The sequence below is a fragment of the Streptomyces sp. L7 genome, from assembly GCF_050990935.1.
Lineage (GTDB): Bacteria > Actinomycetota > Actinomycetes > Actinomycetales > Microbacteriaceae > Leifsonia.
This window is the reverse complement of record NZ_CP194644.1, coordinates 2,622,918-2,640,787: the sequence shown is the minus strand read 5'-3', so window position 1 is coordinate 2,640,787 and position 17,870 is coordinate 2,622,918. Positions and strand designations below refer to the sequence as shown.

Annotated in this window: 16 protein-coding genes and 1 pseudogene; 10 read left to right on the top strand and 7 right to left on the bottom strand. The window is 71.9% G+C overall.

Annotated elements, in window-relative coordinates; translation table 11 throughout:
• Window positions 1-37: 37 nt before the first annotated feature.
• The 3 genes from ACR5MH_RS13175 to ACR5MH_RS13165 form a co-directional block, all read right to left on the bottom strand.
• Window positions 38-2,917, bottom strand: coding sequence for an alkaline phosphatase family protein (locus ACR5MH_RS13175; protein WP_433861836.1), 2,880 nt, complete (start codon window positions 2,915-2,917; stop codon window positions 38-40).
• Between the two features lie 322 nt (window positions 2,918-3,239).
• Window positions 3,240-3,800, bottom strand: coding sequence for a hypothetical protein (locus ACR5MH_RS13170; RefSeq protein ID WP_431347604.1), 561 nt, complete (start codon window positions 3,798-3,800; stop codon window positions 3,240-3,242).
• A gap of 184 nt (window positions 3,801-3,984) precedes the next feature.
• Window positions 3,985-5,010, bottom strand: coding sequence for an SDR family oxidoreductase (locus ACR5MH_RS13165; RefSeq protein ID WP_431347603.1), 1,026 nt, complete (start codon window positions 5,008-5,010; stop codon window positions 3,985-3,987).
• 163 nt (window positions 5,011-5,173) lie between these two features.
• On the opposite strand from ACR5MH_RS13165, the gene ACR5MH_RS13160 reads away from it, so the two are divergent.
• The 7 genes and pseudogenes from ACR5MH_RS13160 to ACR5MH_RS13130 all read left to right on the top strand — a co-directional run bounded on the left by ACR5MH_RS13160 (window position 5,174) and on the right by ACR5MH_RS13130 (window position 11,441).
• Window positions 5,174-5,518, top strand: coding sequence for a hypothetical protein (locus ACR5MH_RS13160; protein ID WP_431347602.1), 345 nt, complete (start codon window positions 5,174-5,176; stop codon window positions 5,516-5,518).
• A complete protein-coding gene (locus tag ACR5MH_RS13155; RefSeq protein ID WP_433861835.1) occupies window positions 5,518-6,423 on the top strand; it encodes an FAD-binding oxidoreductase in 906 nt (301 codons plus the stop codon). Before ACR5MH_RS13160 ends, ACR5MH_RS13155 begins: the two co-directional genes overlap by 1 nt.
• Window positions 6,351-7,021, top strand: a pseudogene (locus tag ACR5MH_RS13150) (FAD-binding oxidoreductase); the annotation flags it as partial. The gene ACR5MH_RS13155 and the pseudogene ACR5MH_RS13150, both read left to right, overlap by 73 nt.
• Window positions 6,998-8,542, top strand: coding sequence for a (Fe-S)-binding protein (locus ACR5MH_RS13145; protein ID WP_433862651.1), 1,545 nt, complete (start codon window positions 6,998-7,000; stop codon window positions 8,540-8,542). The pseudogene ACR5MH_RS13150 and the gene ACR5MH_RS13145, both read left to right, overlap by 24 nt.
• Complete coding sequence (locus ACR5MH_RS13140; protein WP_433861834.1) at window positions 8,539-9,621, top strand: enolase C-terminal domain-like protein; 1,083 nt, start codon at window positions 8,539-8,541, stop codon at window positions 9,619-9,621. Before ACR5MH_RS13145 ends, ACR5MH_RS13140 begins: the two co-directional genes overlap by 4 nt.
• Window positions 9,622-9,711: 90 nt before the next feature.
• Window positions 9,712-10,632 (top strand): ABC transporter ATP-binding protein, encoded by a 921-nt coding sequence (locus tag ACR5MH_RS13135; RefSeq protein ID WP_433861833.1) that lies wholly within the window; start codon window positions 9,712-9,714, stop codon window positions 10,630-10,632.
• The gene (locus ACR5MH_RS13130; protein WP_431347599.1) at window positions 10,629-11,441 is read left to right on the top strand and encodes an ABC transporter permease; all 813 of its coding nucleotides are present in this window, start codon (window positions 10,629-10,631) and stop codon (window positions 11,439-11,441) included. The genes ACR5MH_RS13135 and ACR5MH_RS13130 overlap by 4 nt, the downstream gene beginning before the upstream one ends.
• Window positions 11,442-11,454: 13 nt before the next feature.
• On the opposite strand, the gene ACR5MH_RS13125 is transcribed toward ACR5MH_RS13130, so the two are convergent.
• Both ACR5MH_RS13125 and ACR5MH_RS13120 read right to left on the bottom strand, forming a co-directional pair.
• Window positions 11,455-12,297, bottom strand: a complete 843-nt coding sequence (locus ACR5MH_RS13125; protein ID WP_431347598.1) for a sulfurtransferase — start codon at window positions 12,295-12,297, stop codon at window positions 11,455-11,457.
• A gap of 17 nt (window positions 12,298-12,314) precedes the next feature.
• Window positions 12,315-12,473, bottom strand: coding sequence for a DUF1059 domain-containing protein (locus tag ACR5MH_RS13120; RefSeq protein ID WP_185275210.1), 159 nt, complete (start codon window positions 12,471-12,473; stop codon window positions 12,315-12,317).
• A gap of 49 nt (window positions 12,474-12,522) precedes the next feature.
• Here ACR5MH_RS13120 and ACR5MH_RS13115 point away from each other — a divergent pair, with 49 nt between their 5' ends.
• Window positions 12,523-13,287, top strand: a complete 765-nt coding sequence (locus ACR5MH_RS13115) for an AfsR/SARP family transcriptional regulator (protein ID WP_431347597.1) — start codon at window positions 12,523-12,525, stop codon at window positions 13,285-13,287.
• A 55-nt stretch (window positions 13,288-13,342) separates the two neighbouring features.
• Here the strand turns inward: ACR5MH_RS13115 and ACR5MH_RS13110 are convergent, their stop codons facing one another.
• Complete coding sequence (locus tag ACR5MH_RS13110) at window positions 13,343-14,374, bottom strand: NAD-dependent epimerase/dehydratase family protein (RefSeq protein ID WP_431347596.1); 1,032 nt, start codon at window positions 14,372-14,374, stop codon at window positions 13,343-13,345.
• Window positions 14,375-14,506: 132 nt separating this feature from the next.
• On the opposite strand from ACR5MH_RS13110, the gene ACR5MH_RS13105 reads away from it, so the two are divergent.
• The gene (locus ACR5MH_RS13105) at window positions 14,507-15,382 is read left to right on the top strand and encodes a helix-turn-helix domain-containing protein (protein ID WP_431347595.1); all 876 of its coding nucleotides are present in this window, start codon (window positions 14,507-14,509) and stop codon (window positions 15,380-15,382) included.
• Window positions 15,383-15,506: 124 nt separating this feature from the next.
• On the top strand, window positions 15,507-17,375 hold the full coding sequence (nhaA, locus tag ACR5MH_RS13100; RefSeq protein WP_431347594.1) for a Na+/H+ antiporter NhaA: 1,869 nt from the start codon (window positions 15,507-15,509) through the stop codon (window positions 17,373-17,375).
• Between the two features lie 41 nt (window positions 17,376-17,416).
• Here the strand turns inward: nhaA and ACR5MH_RS13095 are convergent, their stop codons facing one another.
• Window positions 17,417-17,830 carry a tautomerase family protein gene (locus tag ACR5MH_RS13095; RefSeq protein ID WP_431347593.1) on the bottom strand — a complete coding sequence of 138 codons (414 nt, stop codon included), beginning with the start codon at window positions 17,828-17,830 and terminating at the stop codon, window positions 17,417-17,419.
• Between the last annotated feature and the right edge of the window lie 40 nt (window positions 17,831-17,870).

Below are 17,870 nucleotides of genomic sequence, written 5' to 3'. Positions count from 1 at the left end.
CACCCGCGAAGGATGGGGGCGTCCGCGTCTGCGACGGCTACTGGTCGTCGTGGTTCGTCGACCCCGGGGCGATGCCCGGCACGTCGTTCGGCCCGTAGATCTTCGCGTCTCCCGGGTAGGGCGACGTCCAGTGCTTGGTCTGGTACCAGGTGTAGCGGTTCATCAGCAGCGGGTTGTCGTAGTCCGGGATGGCCGGGTGGCCGGCCGTTCCGGTGAAGTGCTGCTTTCCGGCCCATTTCTGCCATTCGGCGGCGACCGGCTGCTCGGCCGCCGGCACAGCGGCGTCCTTCTCGGCCTGGGCGTTCACGGCGTCGGCCGCGGCTCCGGTCTTCCCGAGGGTGTCGTAGCCGCAGGCGGGCTTGGTCGCGACACCTTCGGTCAGCGGGACCTGGTTGGCGACCGCGGTGTACGGCGTCAGGTCGGGCTTGTTCGTGAACGCGTCCGCCATCGGCGTCGCCGCGGCGATCTTCTGGTTCAGCGGCTGCGCGCCGAGGATCTGCTCGATCGTGCGGACCATGCTGATCTGGGAGTAGTACGTGCTCACGGTCTTCCCGTGCACGGCGTACGGGCTGATCACCTGGATGGGAGCACGGTGGCCGTCGACGTGGTCGGCGGAGTCCTGGCTGTCGTCCTCGGCGACGAAGATCGCGGAGTCCTTCCAGTAGGGCGAGTGCGAGATCTCGTCGACGATCTTGCCGAGCGCGAGGTCGTTGTCGGCGACCATGGCCTTCGGGTCGGCGGTGCCTCCGGTGTGGTCGCTGGAGAGCCACACCATGTTGAAGTTGGACGGCCCGTTCTTCTCGAAGTCCTGCTTCCAGGTCTCGTACCGGTAGATGTCCGGCACGGCGAGGTCGAACGGCGCCGCGTTCGGGTCGGAGATCGCGTTCAGCGACGGGATGACCGAGCCCGCGTTCCACTTGATGGACGGGTCGAACAGCTGCGCGGGCGAACCGCCGCCCATCGTGCTCGTCGCCGCGCAGTAGTACTGCTGCCAGGTCGCGCCGGCCGGCTTGCCCTCGCCGTACTCGAACTCGCCGTAGTTCTTCGCGCTCTTGCCGGCCGACTGCACGGAGTTCCACAGGAAGCCGCTGCGCTGGTGACCCAGCACGTCCTCTTCCGTGTCGTAGGAGCGGGTGTACTCTCCCGCGCTGGTCTGGGTGTAGGCGGTGTTGTCGCCCTGCATCAGCCAGTTGTGACCCTCGGCCGAGTTCGTCCCGATGTCGTACGTGTTGTCGTACAGGCCGAACTGGGAGGCGAGGGCGTGCTGGTTCGGCGTCACCGTCTGGCCGAACTGGGTCAGCGACGGGTCGCCGTTGCCCTGCTTCATGTCGCCGTAGAGCTGGTCGTAGCCGCGGTTCTCCTTGACCACGAGGAACACGTGCTTGATCGGCGAGGGGTCCCCCAGACGCTTCGGGATGACCGCCGCAGCGTTCTCGCTCTGGTCGCCCTGGGCCTGCTTGAGGGAGTTCTCGGTCCAGCCGTTCTGAGCGAACACCTGAGCCGTGGCTTTCTGGATCTGCTGGTCGCTCGGCAGCGCGAACTTCGTGAGCGAGGCCGTGGTCGAGTGCGTGCCGTGCCCGGTCACCACCGGGACGCCCGCCCCCTTGTTGACAGTGATCCCGGGCCCGCGAGCGTCGATCCCGCGCGTGTTCGTGACGACGATCGAGCCGTTCACGGCGGCGACGTTCTCGGGGTAGTAGTCGGTCGGCAGGAGCCCGATGAGCGCGGCGGGGTCACGCGGGTCCTTCGGGTTGATCTTGTAGACGGCGATCGCGTTCGCGTTGCCGAGGGACACCAGCAGGTGGTCGCCCTGCAGCGTGACGGCGGTCGGCTGGTACCCGGTCTTCGACGACGCCCACGGCTGGGTCGCGATCGTCTGGACGACGACCCCGGAGCGTGTGTCGATCACCGAGACGGAGTCGCTGTTCGTGTTGACGACGTACAGGGTGTTCCCGCTGACGTGCATGGCCGTCGGGTGCAGCTCGACCGGGATGGAGCCGACAGCGGCCGACGGGTTCGCCGTGTCGATGACGCTGACCGTGCCGGTCGTCGACGTTCCGAGGGTGGTGTTTGCGGGGACCTGCGTGCCGTACGAACCCATCGTGGTCTCACCGGGGAGCGCGTAGCGGCCGCCCTCGTTGGCCACGTAGAGCTTGCTCCCGACGAACGTCAGCTGACGGGGGGCGATCCCGACCGGGAGGGTCTGCTTGATCGTGCCGGCGGCCGGATCGATGGCGACGACCGTGTTCTGGCCGTTGACCGCTGCGTACAGGGTCGAGCCGTCGGGCGAGAAGGTCATCCCGGCGGTCAGCGCCTCCTGGCCGGCGGCGGAGTTCGGGATGCTGATCTTCGTGCCGGCGCCGAGCGAGCCGTCGGCGTTGAAGGGGTAGCGGACGATGCCGGTCGCGACCGGCTCGTACAGGAACTTGCCGTCGGGCGAGAAGACCGGGCCCTCCTGGCCGACCGTGCCGTCCGAGATCTTGAGGTAGTTCATCGACCCGTAGCCGGCGTTGGCGGCGGCGGTCGCGAACGAGGACGCTGCGAGCGTGCCCGCCGCCGCGACCGGCTTGTACGTCGAGAGGTCGAAGACCTGGAGGTCCACGGAGCGGTCGGCGCTGGTGCCGACGAGGAATCGGCCGTCGGGGCTGACGGTCGATCCCATGAGCTTGCCGAACGGCGTCATCAGGCGGGTCCCGGCCGGCTGGAGCACCTGGTCGGACGAGATCTGCTCGCCGTCGGCGTAGTTCACGCCGACCTGCTGGTTTCCGAAGGCGAGGGTGGAGGCGGTGGCGATGCCGCCGCCGAGGACGACGAGCGCGCAGGTGGCCGCGGTGACCGCGAGGACGCGCTGCCGCGGTGTGAGGGCGGCGAAACGGCGTCTGCCGGATTTCTGGCGCCGGGGGGTGTTGCGAGGCATGGGTCGAGACCTTTCCCGAGAGTGGTGGAGCTGAGAAGGCGAGAGACCTCGGAGGGAGGTCACAGAGAAGACACTGGTGCGGCCCTCATCGGGGGGTCAACCAAACGGTTCATGAATGCGGGGTTACGGCGGTCGCGCGCGCTCGGGCGTGTCGACGGCGGCATCCCTGGCGGGACGCGGGATGCGCAGGTGAACGCGGGCGGGGCGGTGGGCGCGTCGTCTGTCAGGACTCTCAGGGTGTCCGCACGCCCTTCAGCCATCCCTTCCTCACTTTCTCCCGCGACACGCCGGCGTTGACCGGGAGAAAGTGAGGAAGGGATGGCTAGCCGCCGAGCGCGGCGACGACGGTCTGCGCGTCGGCCCAGTACTGCGCGTAGTAGCCGGGGTCCGCGTTGACCTGCACGGCGTGCGCGGCCTCGGTCGGCGTCATCGACTGCCAGCCGGGCACGCGCACGAGCTTGCGGAAGAAGTGCGTCGCCGCCGTGTACGGGTCCATCCGGTCCGCGAGCGTGCCCCACGCGCCGTTGTCCCGCTGCTGGAAGAGGCCGCGACTGTCGGGGCCCGCCGCGTCGCCGTAGTCGAGGTTGCGGAGGCCGGACTCGCCGATCGCGGTCATGACCCCGATGGTCTCGCCGTACTGCCCGACGCCCTGGTCTCGGGCGGCTGCGAGGATCGTGGCGGCCATGGCGAGCTCGGGTGCGCAGAATCCGGCGACCGGCCCCTTCGGCACCGCGCGGCCCTCCACCGTGGTCGCCGTGGCGTCGGCGCACGGCGGGGGCGGGGCGGCGATGGTCGCCGGTACTGTCACGAGCCGGGAGGCCGCGAACAGGCCGCCGGCGACGACGAGGGGCGCCACGAGGAGGGCGACGACCGCCTTGCGCATCCCGCACCTCCCGCCCGCTCGGCTCGCGCGGACCTCCCACGCGAAAGCACCACCCTAGGAGGTCGCACTATGCACCTCCTGAAGGCCTCCTGACCAACCTCTGGGCGCGGCACGGGGGCCGCAACACGCCGCTACGCGCGGGCGATCACGGGGTGTTGCGGCCCCTGTGGAGCGGGCGGCGCGGTCAGCGGCGGCGGGAGGCCGCGCTCCCCGCGGTGAGGAGGGCCGCCCCCGCGAGGGCGGCGCCGACGGCCCCGAGTGCGCGGCGGTTCCGCGAGGCCCAGGCCTGCACGCTCGTCCCCTTCGCCCGGTCGTCGAACGGGCCGTGCGTGCCGTGGTCCACCTCCCGGTCGGCCGGCTCCCACAGGTTGGCGGGCTGGTCGGCGGGCCGCGGCTCGTCGGTCTGCTGGGACGCGTATCCGGTCTTGCCCAGATAGCGGTCGAGCAGGCCCGGGATCACCCGGTTGCCGAGGATGGTCTCCACCGTGGACACGCCCACCCAGTAGGCCCGACGCGGGTGCACGGCGGCGCGGACGATCGAGCGCGCGGCGACCTCCGGCTGGTAGATCGGCGGCACCGGCTGCGCCTGCTTCGGGAGGCGGGAGAGCAGCCAGCGGAATTGCGGCGTGTTCATCGCCGGCAGGTGCACCATCGTGATGGCGACCTCGCTGTGGTCGTGCATGAGCTCGGTGCGCACCGACTCGGTGAACCCGACGATCGCGTGCTTCGCGCCGCAGTACGCGGACTGCAGCGGGATGCCGCGGTAGGCGAGCGCGGAGCCGATCTGCACGATGGTCCCTCCGCCGGCTGGGCGCATCCGGCGCAGCGCCGCCATCGTGCCGTACACGAAACCGAGGTAGCTCACCTCGGTGGTCCGGCGGAACTCCTCCGGCGAGATCCGGCCGACCTCCGCGAAGACCGACGAGAACGCGCAGTTCACCCACACGTCGATTCGGCCCCACTCGTTCACGACTCGCTCGGCCGCGGCCTCCACGGCGTCGGCGTCGGCGACGTCGACCGGGACGGTGATCGCCCGGCCGCCGGCGTCGCGCACCTCGGCGGCCGCGGCCTCCAGCCCCGCCTCGCCGCGGGCCAGCAGTGCGACGCGCGCGCCGTTGCGCCCGAACTCGACGGCGGTGGCCCGGCCGACCCCTCCGCTGGCGCCCGTCACGACGACGACGGCGCCCTCCAGTGTCTCGATGCGGCTCACGCGTGCTCCTCTCGCTCGGCGGCGGTGACCCCTTCCGATGCTCCGCCGCCTCCGAATCCGTTCAACCCCTTGCGCTCGGCGGCCGGAGGGCATTCCATCCGAGAGGAGGCGTCGGCACGCCAAGGAAGGCACGCCAAGGAAGGCACGACAGGAAGGCACGCCAATGACCGTCAAGCTCAACCGGAAAGCCCTCGACCACGCCCGCTCGCTCGTCGAGAAGGGCACGGTGGTCCGCGACGAGCGCGACGACTGGAGCGAGCACGCGCCGAGCGCGGACCAGGAGAACGCGTTCATCGAGAAGCACGGTTGGGAGCAGTACGCGCTCTGGCACCTCGGCGAGGACGCCGAGAAGAGCGAGGAGACGAAGGGCCGTTACAGCTTCCCGTACGGCGACTTCGCCAAGGTCCACCGCTGCGGGGTCATCTCGCTGGAGAGCCGCGCGGCGCAGAACGACCACGACGACATCGCGCGGGCCTCCAAGAAGCTGCTCGAACAGATCGACGAGTGATGTCGAGCGTGATCACCTCCGGCGGCGTGGACGTCCGCATGCTGGCCGGCGCGCTGGCGGATCGCGTGGACGGGGAGGTGCGTTTCGACGACGGCAGCCGCGCGGCCTACTCGACCGATGCCTCCAACTACCGGCAGGTGCCGATCGGCGTCGTCATCCCGCACACCGTGGAGGCCGCAGTGGAGGCCATCGCCGCCTGCCGAGAGTTCTCCGCGCCGGTGTTCAGCCGCGGCGGCGGCACGAGCCTCGCCGGGGAATGCACCAACCACGGGGTCGTCATCGACTGGAGCAAGTACTGCAACCGGGTGCTCTCCGTCGACCCCGACGCGCGCGTGGCCGTGGTCGAGCCCGGCATCGTGCTGGACGACCTCAACGCGGTGCTCGCCCCGCACGGCCTCCAGTTCGGGCCGAAGCCGGCGACGCACTCGCACTGCACGCTCGGCGGGATGATCGGCAACAACTCGTGCGGCTCCAGCGCGCAGGCCTACGGCAAGACCGTCGACAACGTGCGCCGGATGGAGGTGCTGACCTATCAGGGCGACCGGTTCTGGGCGGGCCCGACCTCCCCGGGGGAGTTCGAGCGCATCCAGCGGGCCGGCGGCCGCGTCGCCGAGCTCTACGCCGCGATGCGCGAGCTCGCCGACGAGGACGGGGACCTCATCCGGGAACGCTACCCGCGCATCCCGCGCCGGGTCTCCGGGTACAACCTCGACTCGCTGCTGCCCGAGGCCGGCTTCGACGTGGGCAAGGCGCTGGTCGGCTCCGAGTCCACCCTCGTCACCGTGCTGCACGCCGAACTCGACCTGGTGCCGGTGCCCCCGCCCGCACCTTCCTGGTACTCGGCTTCCCGAGCATCGAGGACGCCGCCGACGCCGCCCCGGCGATCGCCGAGCACGACCCGCTGACGATCGAGGGGATCGACGAGGTGCTGGTGGAGGACCAGAAGACCAAGCGCCAGAACGTGGAGGCGCTGCACCTGCTGCCCGACGGTGAGGGCTGGCTCGTCTGCGAGTTCGGCGGCGACACCAAGGACGAGTCCGACGCCAAGGCGCGGCGGATGGTGGAGGCGCTCAAACAGCGGGAGATCGTCCCGGCCGACCGCGAGTTCGACGACGCCGAGCACCAGAAGGAGATCCTGGAGGTGCGGGAGGCCGGTCTCGGCGCCACCGCCTGGATCCCCGACCGGCCCGACACCTGGGAGGGCTGGGAGGACGCCGCCGTCCCCCGGAGCGGCTGGGCGACTACCTGCGCGACTTCGGCCGGCTCCTCCAGGAGTTCGGCTACGAGAACGTCTCCCGCTACGGCCACTTCGGCCAGGGCTGTGTGCACTGCCGGATCCCGTTCGACCTCGTCACAGAGGAGGGGATCGCGCACTACCGCGCGTTCATCGGCCGGGGCGCCGAGCTGGTCGCCCAGTACGGCGGCTCGCTCTCCGGCGAGCACGGCGACGGGCAGTCGCGCGGCGCGCTGCTGCCGATCATGTTCGGCGACGCGGTCGTGCGGCTGTTCGAGCGGTTCAAGGCGCTGTTCGATCCGCAGGACCGGATGAACCCCGGCAAGGTCGTTCGTCCCTATCTGCCGACCGAGAACCTCCGGCTCGGCGCCGGTTACGGCCCGAAGGTCGACGTGGAGCTGCACTTCTCGTACCCGAAGGACCGCGGGCGGTTCGACCGCGCGGCCCTGCGCTGCGTCGGCGTCGGCAACTGCCGCAGCCACAGCGGCAACGTCATGTGCCCGTCGTTCCGCGCCACGAACGAGGAGGAGCACTCCACCCGCGGCCGGTCGCGGCTGCTGTTCGAGATGCTGGAGGGGCAGTACCGGCAGAGTCCGATCACCGACGGTTGGCGCTCCACCGAAGTGAGGGACGCGCTCGACCTGTGCCTGTCGTGCAAGGGCTGCAAGACGGATTGCCCCGTGAACGTCGACATGGCGACCTACAAGGCCGAGTTCTTGTCGCACCACTACGCGGGGAGGCTGCGGCCTGCGGCCCACTACACGATGGGCTGGCTGCCGATCTGGGCGCGGATGGCGAGCGTCGCCCCGGCGCTCGTGAATCGACTCGCGCGCATTCCCGGCCTCTCCCGCGTCGCCAAGCGCCTCGGCGGCGTGGAGCCCGACCGGCCGGTGCCGCGGTTCGCGCCGCAGCGCTTCACCGACTGGTTCGCCGCCCGGCCTCCCGCGCCTCCCGCGCCGCTCGGCGACGTGATGATCTGGCCGGACACCTTCACCGACAACTTCCACCCGTCCATCGGGCGCGCGGCTGTCACCGTGCTGGAGGACGCCGGCTACCGCGTCGTCCTGCCGCCCGGGCACCTGTGCTGCGGGCTGACCTGGATCTCGACCGGCCAGCTCGCGACCGCGGCCAGGATGCTCGCGCACACGGCCGCGGCGCTCGCCGAAGCGCTGGGAGATGACGTGCCGCTGGTCGGGCTGGAGCCGAGCTGCCTCGCGGTGTTCCGCTCCGACGCTCCCGAGCTGCTCCCGGACGACCCGAACGTCGCCGTCGTCGCCGAGCGCGCGACCTCGTTCGCCGAGCTGCTGCAGCGGACCCCCGAGTGGTCGCCACCGCACGTCGGCGGCTGCGCGGTCGTCCAGCCGCACTGCCACCAGCATGCGGTCGGCGGCTTCGGCGCCGACCAGGCCATCCTCGACGCCGCCGGCATCGAGACCACGACCGTGGAGGGCTGCTGCGGCCTCGCCGGCAACTTCGGCTTCGAGGCGGGCCACTTGGACGTGTCGGCGGCTGCCGCGGAGCACGCGCTGCTGCCGGCGCTCCGCGAGGCGGGCGCCGAGGCGCGCGTGATCGCGGACGGCTTCAGCTGCCGCACGCAGGTGGAGCAGCTCGGCGACGCACTCGACCCGGATCAGCGGCCGCTTCACCTCGCCGAGGTGCTTGCGCTGCAACTCGGTGCGCGTCGCGGCGTCCCCGTGCGCGTCGACCGTCCCGGCCGCACCGCCGAGCGCATCCCGGCAGCGGCGGTCGAACGGGCGCTGTCCTCCGACCGGGTGAGGCAACGCTCATGAGCGGGCAGCTCGACGGGATGCTCCCGGTGATCGACGCGGTCGAGACCCGCGTCTTCCGCATCCCCACCGATGCCCCGGAGGCGGACGGGACGGCCACCTGGGACGCGACCACGCTCACCGTGGTGCTGCTGCACGCGGGCGACGTGACCGGCCTCGGCTACACCTACAGCTCGGCCGCCGCCGCGACCGTGGTCGACGACGAGCTCGCGCCGCTGCTGCGCGGAAGGTCGCTGACCGACCTCGGCGCGATCGTCGCCGACCTGGAGCACGCGCTCCGGAACCCGGGGCGCCCGGGGATCGGCGCGTGCGCGCTGTCGGCCGTCGATGTGGCGCTCTGGGACGCACGGGCCCGCGCGCACGGGATGCCGCTGGCCGACCTCCTCGGCCGGGTCCGCGCCTCCGCGCCCGCGTACGGCAGCGGCGGCTTCACGACCTACGACGACGAGCGGCTGCACGACCAGCTCGCCGGCTGGGCGCGGGACGGCTGCCGGTGGGTGAAGCTGAAGATCGGCGAATCGTGGGGCACCCGTGTCGACCGCGACCTGCACCGCGTGGAGGTCGCGCGGCGCGCGATCGGACCCGACGTCGGCCTGTTCGTGGACGCCAACGGCGCGTACGGCGTCGGCCAGGCGCTGCGCGTCGAGCGCGCCCTGCGCGAATTCGACGTGACCTGGTTCGAGGAGCCGGTGAGCTCCGACTACCCCGACCAGCTCGCTGCCGTGCGCGCGGGAGCGTCCGCCGACATCGCGGCGGGGGAGTACGTGTACCGCCCGTCCGACGCGGTCGCCCTGCTCGGGTCGGTGGACTGCCTCCAGCTCGACGTCACCCGCTGCGGCGGCTACACCGGCTGGCTCCAGCTCAGCGGACTCGCGGCCGCCCACGGCGTCCCGGTCTCGGCGCACTGCGCGCCGCAGCTCGCCGCGCACGCGGGCTGCGCGACCCGGAACTTCCGCCACCTGGAGTACTTCCACGACCACGCTCGGCTCGAGCCGATGGTGTTCACCGGCGCGCTGCCGCTGGTCGACGGAGCGCTCACGCCCGACCGGCGCCCGGGGCACGGGCTCGCGCTGCGCGAGTAGCGCCGGAGACGGACGACGCACGACGCACGACGCACGAATGTCGATGGCTCGGTGCTGCGCGCCCCATCTCACGCGCGGCATGATTACCCCATGAGTTCACGTCCTCCTGCCGTGGTCGTGCGCGGCCTCCGCAAGTCGTACGGGTCGTTCGAGGCCCTGCGCGGCGTCGACTTCGAGATCGCCGAAGGGGAGACCTTCGCACTGCTCGGGCCGAACGGCGCGGGGAAGAGCACGACCATCGAGATCCTGGAGGGCTACCGCGACCGGTCCGGCGGTGAGGCGAGCGTGCTCGGCACCGATCCCGGCAAGGCGGGCACCGTGTGGAAGGCCCGGCTGGGGATCGTGCTGCAGTCCGGCGCCGAAGCCGCGAACGTGACCGTGCGCGAGCAGCTCACGCAGTTCGCGCGGTACTACCCGCGCAGCCGCGATGTCGAGGAGGTCATCGCCGCCGTCGGGCTGGAGGAGAAGGCGAAGGTCCGCATCCGCAATCTGTCCGGCGGCCAGCGCCGGCGGCTGGATGTCGCGCTCGGCGTGATCGGGCGTCCCGAGCTGCTGTTCCTCGACGAGCCGACGACCGGGTTCGACCCGGAGGCGCGGCGACAGTTCTGGGAGCTGGTCCGCACGCTCAAGCGCGAGGGCACGACCATCCTGCTCACCACCCACTACCTGGACGAGGCCGCGCAGCTCAGCGACAGGGCCGCGGTGATCGCCCACGGTGCGCTGCTCGACATCGGCGCGGTGGACGCGCTCGGCGGGTCTTCCGCCCGTGTGCCGATCGTCCGCTGGCGGGACGCGGCGGGCGCGCCCCACGAGGAGCGCACCGACGCCCCCGGCGCGCTCGTCGCCCGGCTCGCCGCCGAGGCGGGAGGGGAGCCGCGCGACCTGGAGGTCATCCGGCCGAGCCTGGAGGACATCTACCTCGGGCTGGTGCGGGAGGCCGACGAGCGGGCGGCCACGGCGAACGACGGTCGCGCCCGGGGTGCGGCGTCCGGCGAGGAGGTGGCCGCATGACCTCGGTCGCGCTGGGGTGGACCCGGATCCGCTACGAGGTGCTCATGTACTTCCGCCAGGCGGACACCATCTTCTTCACGTTCCTCTTCCCGGTCGTCATGCTCGGGATCTTCTCGGTCGCGTTCCAGGGCCTCGGCAAGGTCGGGGCCGCGCCCGACGGCAGCGGCGGCATCACGCAGGCCGCCTACTACCTGCCGGGGATGATCGCCGCGGGCATCCTGCTGAGCGGTGTGCAGAACCTCGCCGTCGACATCGCCGTGGAGAAGAGCGACGGGACGCTGAAGCGCCTGGGCGGCACCCCGCTGCCGGTCGTCTCCTACTTCCTCGGCAAGATGGGGCAGGTCATCGCGACCAGTGTCCTGCAGATCGCACTGCTGCTGCTCGTGGCCCGGGTGCTGTTCGGAGTGGCGTTGCCGACCGAGCCGCAGGCCTGGCTGCGCTTCGCGTGGATCTACGCGCTCGGCATCGTCACCTCCGCAGTCCTCGGCATCGCGCTCTCCGCAGTGCCGCGCACGGGCAAGAGCGCGACGGCCGTCATCATCCCGATCGTGCTGGTGCTGCAGTTCATCTCAGGTGTCTACCTGGCGTTCAACCTGCTGCCGACCTGGCTGCAGAACATCGCCAGCCTGTTCCCGCTCAAGTGGATCGCGCAGGGGATGCGGAGCGTGTTCCTCCCGGCGAGCTTCGAGTCGGCCGAGCCGAGCGGAAGCTGGCAGCTCGGCTGGATCGCGGTGGTGCTGCTGATCTGGCTGGTGGCGGGGCTGATCGCGTGCCGGCTGTCCTTCCGGTGGATCCGGAAGGACGGCTAGCTAGCCCGCCCGGTCACGCGATCGGCGTGTCCGGGTCGTGCCCCCACTCCGCCCACGAGCCGTCGTAGACGCGCGCGGCCTCGTGCCCCAGCAGGTAGCGCAGCGCGAACCATTCCGCCGAGCCGCGGTTGCCGATCGTGCAGTAGGTGATGACGTCCGCGGCGGGGTCGATCGCGGCGAACATGCCCGCCAGGGTGTCGCGGTCGCGGAACCGGCCACGCTCGTCGAAGACGCCTGCGGCGTCCACGTTCACCGCCGACGGGACGTGACCGGCGCGGCCGCGGGGCTCCGGGGTGCCGGACGGCCAGAAGCGCTCGCCGGTGTACTCGGCGGCGCTGCGGGCGTCCACGATCGCGGTGCCGGGGAGCCCGATCGCCGCGAGCACGTCGGCTGCGGTGGCCCGGATCGAGCCGGCCGGAGCGGGCAGCGGATAGACGGTGGGCGTCACCTCGGACGCCTCGGTCGTCCAGGGCCGGCCGGCCTCCTGCCAGACCGCGCGGGAGGTGTCGAGGACGCGTACGTCCGCGTGCCGGTAGAGCTTCATCAGCCAGAACCCGAGCGACGGCGCGTAGCCGTAGAGGACGACGGTCGTGTCCGGGGTCATCCCGGAGCGTTCGAAGAGCGTGCGGATCGCGTTATCGCCGACCGGCCGGTAGTCGGGCCCCTTGAGGTCGGCGTACGGGTTCCAGAGCACCGCGCCGGGGAGGTGGCCCGACGTGTAGGCGGTGGCGTTCACGTCCACCTCGACGACCCGGACGCCGGGGTCCGCGAGGTGGGATTCGAGCCAGTCCGGCTCGACGAGGGGAGCCCCGGCGCGCACGTCGCGTGCATCGGCTCGGGTGGTGGTGGAGCTCATGGTGGGCTCCTTGCGGCTCACTCCAACTGGATCCAGCCGAGCAGGTCCTCCCGCGCGACTGCCTGGAAGAGGGCAGGATGGTCGGACCGCATGTGAGCGCTGATGTCGTCCACCACCTCGGCGTCCGTCTCGCCGCGGGCGATGTAGCCGCATTCGCACCGGATGATCCTGGTCATCTCGTCCTCCCTCATAGTTCTACGCAGGGGCCGTTGGCAGAATGTTGTCATGACCTTGGCGTCCGGTGGGGTCCGGGTGCAGCTCTGCGGGACCCTGCACCTCGAGCGTGCTGGTGAGCGGCTGGAGGCCGGCCTCCCCGGCCGGCAGGGTCGGCTGCTGTTCGTGTACCTCGTGCTCAACCGGCATCGGCCGTGCACACGCGAGGAGCTGGCCGAGGCCGTCTGGCCGGGCGCGCTCGAACAGCACGGCGCGGGGCTGAACCCGCTGGTGTCCAAGCTGCGGCGGCTGCTCGGCCCGGACGCGCTGGAGGGCCGCTCGGCGCTGCGGCTGGCGCTGGGGGAGGACGCCCACGTGGACGTCGAGTGGGCCGAGCAGGCCGTCCACCGCGCCGAGTCGCAGGTCGCGCTCGGGCACTGGGCCGCAGCCTGGGGGCCCGCGATCGGCGCGATGCTCGTGGCGCAGCGGGAGTTCCTGCCTGGCGAGGACGCCGGCTGGATCGAGGAGGAGCGTGGCGTGCTCGCGGACATCCTGGTGCGCGCGCTGGAGGCCTACGCCGTGGCGGCCCTGGAGATGGGCGGCACGGAGCTTCCGGCCGCGGTACGGGCGGGCCGCCGCCTGGTCGCGGTCGCGCCGCTGCGCGAGACCGGCTACCAGGTGCTGATGCGCGCCCTCCGCCGGCAGGGCGATGCCGGGGCTGCGGTCGCGGTCTACGGCGGACTGCGCTCGCTGCTCCGCGAGGAGCTCGGCATCTCGCCGAGCGCCGCGACGCAGCAGCTCTACGCCGCACTCCTCGCAGACCCGAGAACGCCGTAAGGCATGTAAACGCCCCTGAAACCGCGGGAAAAGGCCGTTGACGTCCTCCTTGACGTCAGGCCAGGCCTGTGGCGAGCATGCTTTCGGCCGCCGCGGTCACCGCCTCCTCCCATGGCCGAGGGCGGAACCCCAGCGCGCGCCGCGCCTTCTCGCTCGACACCTTCTTCCGGTACCCGAGCTCGGCCGCCAGCGGACGCATCCCCGGGTTCGCCTCCGCCGCCGAGCGCACCGCCGCGTCGGGGAGCAGCGCCGTCGCCGGAGGCACGCGGCTCGCGCGCTCGCCGAGTGCGTCCCGCAGCACGGCGCCGACCTCCGCCAGCGGTACCGCGTCCTCCTGCGACGCCAGCAGGAAGCGCTCGCCCGCTGCACCCTCCGCGGTGATCGCCGCGACGTGCGCCGCGGCGACATCGCGCACGTCCACGAACGGGACGGCGAAGTCCGGGTACGCGGGCAGCTCGCCCGTGAGCACGCGCCGGACCAGGTGGTTCGCCCCGGAGATGCCGGTGCCGATCAGCGGCCCGACGACCGCGACGGGGAGCAGCGTGACGAGTTCGGTGGGGCCGCCGGCGAGCAGCTCCCACGCCGCGCGCTCGGCGAGCACCTTGCTGCGCCCGTAGGCGTCCATCCCCGGCCCGTCGAGCGGCGACCAGTCGGCCTCGGTGAACGCGCGGCCGAGCGGGGGATGGCCGAACCCGACCGCGTGGAAGGCGGAGGTGAGCACGACGCGCGGCACCCTGGCGTTCTGAGCGGCGCCGAGCACCCGGAGCGTGCCCTCCCGCGCCGGCACGATCACCTCGTCCTCGTCCTCCACCGGCCCCACGTGCACAGGGGAGGCGACGTGCAGGACCGCGTCGACGCCGTCCATCGCGTCCGCCCACCCGGCGTCGTCCAGGAGGTCGGCCGCGACGAAGCGCAGCGCATCGCCGTCGGTCATCCCGGCCTCGGCCAGGGCGGCGCGCGCGGCGTCCTCGCGGCCGAGCGAGCGGATGGTGGCGCGGACCTCGTGGCCGCTGCCGAGGAGCTGGAGGATGATGTGCCCGGCGATGAAGCCGGAGCCGCCGGTGACGAGGATGCGCTGGTCGGCCATGCTCGGTCCTTTCGGTTGATCGGGTGCTGACCCTTCGATGGTTCCTCCACACGCTCGAGGCAGCCAGCCCCTAACCACACTGGTAGTGGGAGGGACAGCCTCGAAGGTCCGGGTCCGCGTAGCGTGGACCGCATGAACGTGGAGACCGACGTGCCGGGCAACCTGCTGGGGGAGTTCCTCCGCGCGCGCCGCGAGCTCGTCTCGCCCGAGAGCGTCGGCATCCCCGTGCTCGGCACGCGCCGGGTGGCGGGGCTCCGCCGCGAGGAGGTCGCGATGCTGTCCGGCATCAGCGCCGAGTACTACCTGCGGCTGGAGCAGGGCCGCGACCGCAACCCGTCCGGGCAGGTGCTGCGGTCGATCGCCCGCGTGCTTCAGCTTGACGACGAGGCGACCTCCTACCTGCTCGGGCTGCCGGACAGCGACCGCGCGCCGCGACGGCCACGCCGACCGCGGGCCGAGACCCTCCCCGAGAGCCTGGCCGCCCTCGTGCCGCAGCTTCCGTTCCCCGCGTTCGTGGAGGGCCGCTACCTCGACGTGCTCGCCGCGAACTCCCTCGCGTCCGCGCTCTCGCCGCGGCTGGTCCCCGGCCGCAACCGGATGCGCGACGTCTTCCTCGACCCCGCCGAGCAGGCCCTCTTCCCCGACTGGGAGGCCGCCTCGGCCGTGCTGATCGCGGGTTTCCGGCGCTCGGTCGGTGCCGACGCCGACGACGCGCGCGTGGTCGAGCTGGTCGGCGAGCTGTCGATCGCGAGCCCGGTGTTCCGGAGGCTGTGGAGCCGCCACGACGTCCGCGAGCGCCAGGGAGCGACCTTCGCGTTCCAGCATCCCCAGGTCGGGCCGCTCGCCGTGCACCGCGAGAAGCTGCAGGTAACCGGCACCGACGGCATCGTGCTCGTTCTCTACCACGCCGCCACCGAGGCCGACGCGGAGAAGCTGCGGCTGCTGGGCGCGCTGGCCGACACGGCGGAGGAGAGACCGCGGCCACGCGCTCGAGCGCGTAAGGTGTAGTAGTCCGCGGGGGACTCGCCTATCGGGGCGACTTGTCTGGTTCGATTTCCAGAGTCCTCCACCACACGGTCCTCACTCGCCCCCAGGGTCTGGCGTTCTCGCGCCGAACGCGCTGAGATGGACCATGACGAACCTGACCCTGATCCAGCGCTCGCCGGATCCGGAGGCCGTCGGCGCGTCCCGCGACCGCCGGCCCACCCTGGCCGAGCGGTTCCGGGCGATGGGGCGCAGCCGGATCGGCGCGCTCCTCCTGCTCCTCGCGACGCTCGTCGCCATCGTGTGGGCGAACATCTCATTCGCCGGCTACGAGCACTTCTGGGAGACGCACCTCACGCTCGGGGTGGGCGACCTCCACCTCGACTTCACGTTGCACGCGCTCGTCAACGACGCGCTCATGGCGATCTTCTTCTTCACCGTGGGCCTGGAGGTGCGGCGCGAGTTCGCGATCGGGGAGCTGACCAGCTGGTCGCGCGCCGTCGTCCCCGTCGTCGCCGCGATCTTCGGGCTGGCGGTGCCCGCGGTCATCTTCGTGCTGTTCGCGATGGGGACCGGGCATGCGAACGCCTGGGGCGTCGTGATCTCGACCGACACGGCGTTCCTGGTCGGCGGCCTCGCCCTGATCGGGCCGCGCGCGGTCGGCCGGTTGCGGGTGTTCCTGCTCGCGCTCGCCGTGGTGGACGACATCGGCGCGCTGAGCATCATCGCGCTGGTCTACACGAAGGACTTCAACCCGGTGCCGCTGATCGTCGCGGCGGTCGGGCTGGTGGGCGTCTACTTCACGCGCTACCTCCGCGGCGGCCGCGGGCCGGTCTATGCGACGCTGGCGGTCATCATCTGGCTGGCGTTCCTGGCCTCGGGCGTGCACCCCACCCTCGCCGGGGTCGCGATCGCGCTGCTCATCCCGGTGTACCGGCCCAACCGGAGGGACGTGGAGCACGCGCTCGACCTCGCCCGGACGTTCCGGCAGTCACCGAACACCGAGTACGCGCGTGCGGCGGCGAACAGCCTCCGGGAATCCATCTCGATCAACGAGCGGCTGCAGTCGGCGTGGTCGCCGTACGTCGCATACGTGGTGCTGCCGCTGTTCGCGCTCGCCAACGCGGGCGTGCGGCTGAACGGCGACATCCTGGTCGGCGCGGTCGTCTCGCCGCTGGCGTGGGGCGTGGTCGCCGGGCTCGTGGTCGGCAAGTTCGTGGGCGTGTTCGGCTCCACCGTGCTGCTGCGGGCGCTCCGCATCGGCGAGTTCGGCCCGGGCCTCACGGTGGACCGGCTGGCCGGGGGCGCCGCCCTGTGCGGGATCGGCTTCACCATCTCGCTCTTCATCGTGGACCTCGCCATCCCGGAGGAGGGCGCCCAGAACGCCGCTCGGGTCGGCGTCCTGGCGGCGACGGTGATCGCGTTCGTCGTCGCGACGATCGTCTTCCGCCTCTCGGACCTGCGCCGGCCCAAGGAGGAGATGGGCCTCACCCTCGTGCGCCCGGTCGACCCGAAACGCGACCACGTCTTCGGCGACGCCGACGCGCCGTTCACGATCGTGGAGTACGGCGACTTCCAGTGCGGGTTCTGCCTCAAGGCGACCGGATCGGTGGGCGAGGTGCGCGAGGTCCTCGGCGACGACCTCCGCTACGTGTGGCGGCACGCCCCGCTGACCCGGTTCCACCCCAACGCGCTCGCTGCGGCGGAGGCGTCGGAGGCCGCGGCCCGGCAGGGCGAGTTCTTCGAGTTCGAGCGGAGCCTGTTCGCCGACCAGGAGCACCAGCTCCCGTCGGACATCCTGCGCCGCGCCGCCGAGCTCGGACTCGACCTGGAGCGATTCGAGGCCGACCTGAGCTCGCCGGAGGTGGCGGCGCGCGTGCGAGACGACATGCTCGACGCGGAGGCGATGGACATCACCGCCGTGCCGACCTTCTTCATCAACGGCCGCCGTCACGTCGGCCCGTACGACGCGCAGTCGCTCATCCGGGCGCTGCAGGCGAGCGTCGCGACGCCCTGATCCGGCGCCGATGCTCGGCTCACGCGACCGCCGCGCTCGGCTCACGCCACCGCCGCGCTCGGCACGGCGAGCTCCCCGGTCAGGTACTGCGACCTCCCGAAGCCGAACGACCAGTCCTCCGGCCCGTTCTCCACGTAACCGATGAAGACGTCCTCCCCGGCGACCCCGACCGTCCCGAGTCGCCGCGCGATCTCGGCGAACAGGCTCTGCTTGGCCTCGGTCGTGCGGCCGCGCTGCGTGAAGATCTGGATGACGACCACGCCCTCGGTGCGGTCGAAGCCGAGCCCGGCGTCCTCTGCGATGATCGAGCCCGCCGGGCGCTCGCCGACGATCTGGAACCGGTCGCGCACGGGGATGCGGTACTCGCTCACGATGGCGCCGTGGACGGCGTCGGCGATGTCGCGGACGGCCGCTGCGGAGCGGCCTTCCTGCAGGTCGATGCGGACGAGGGGCATGGGGTCCTCCGATGGTTCAGGACGAGCGATTGCTTTCATA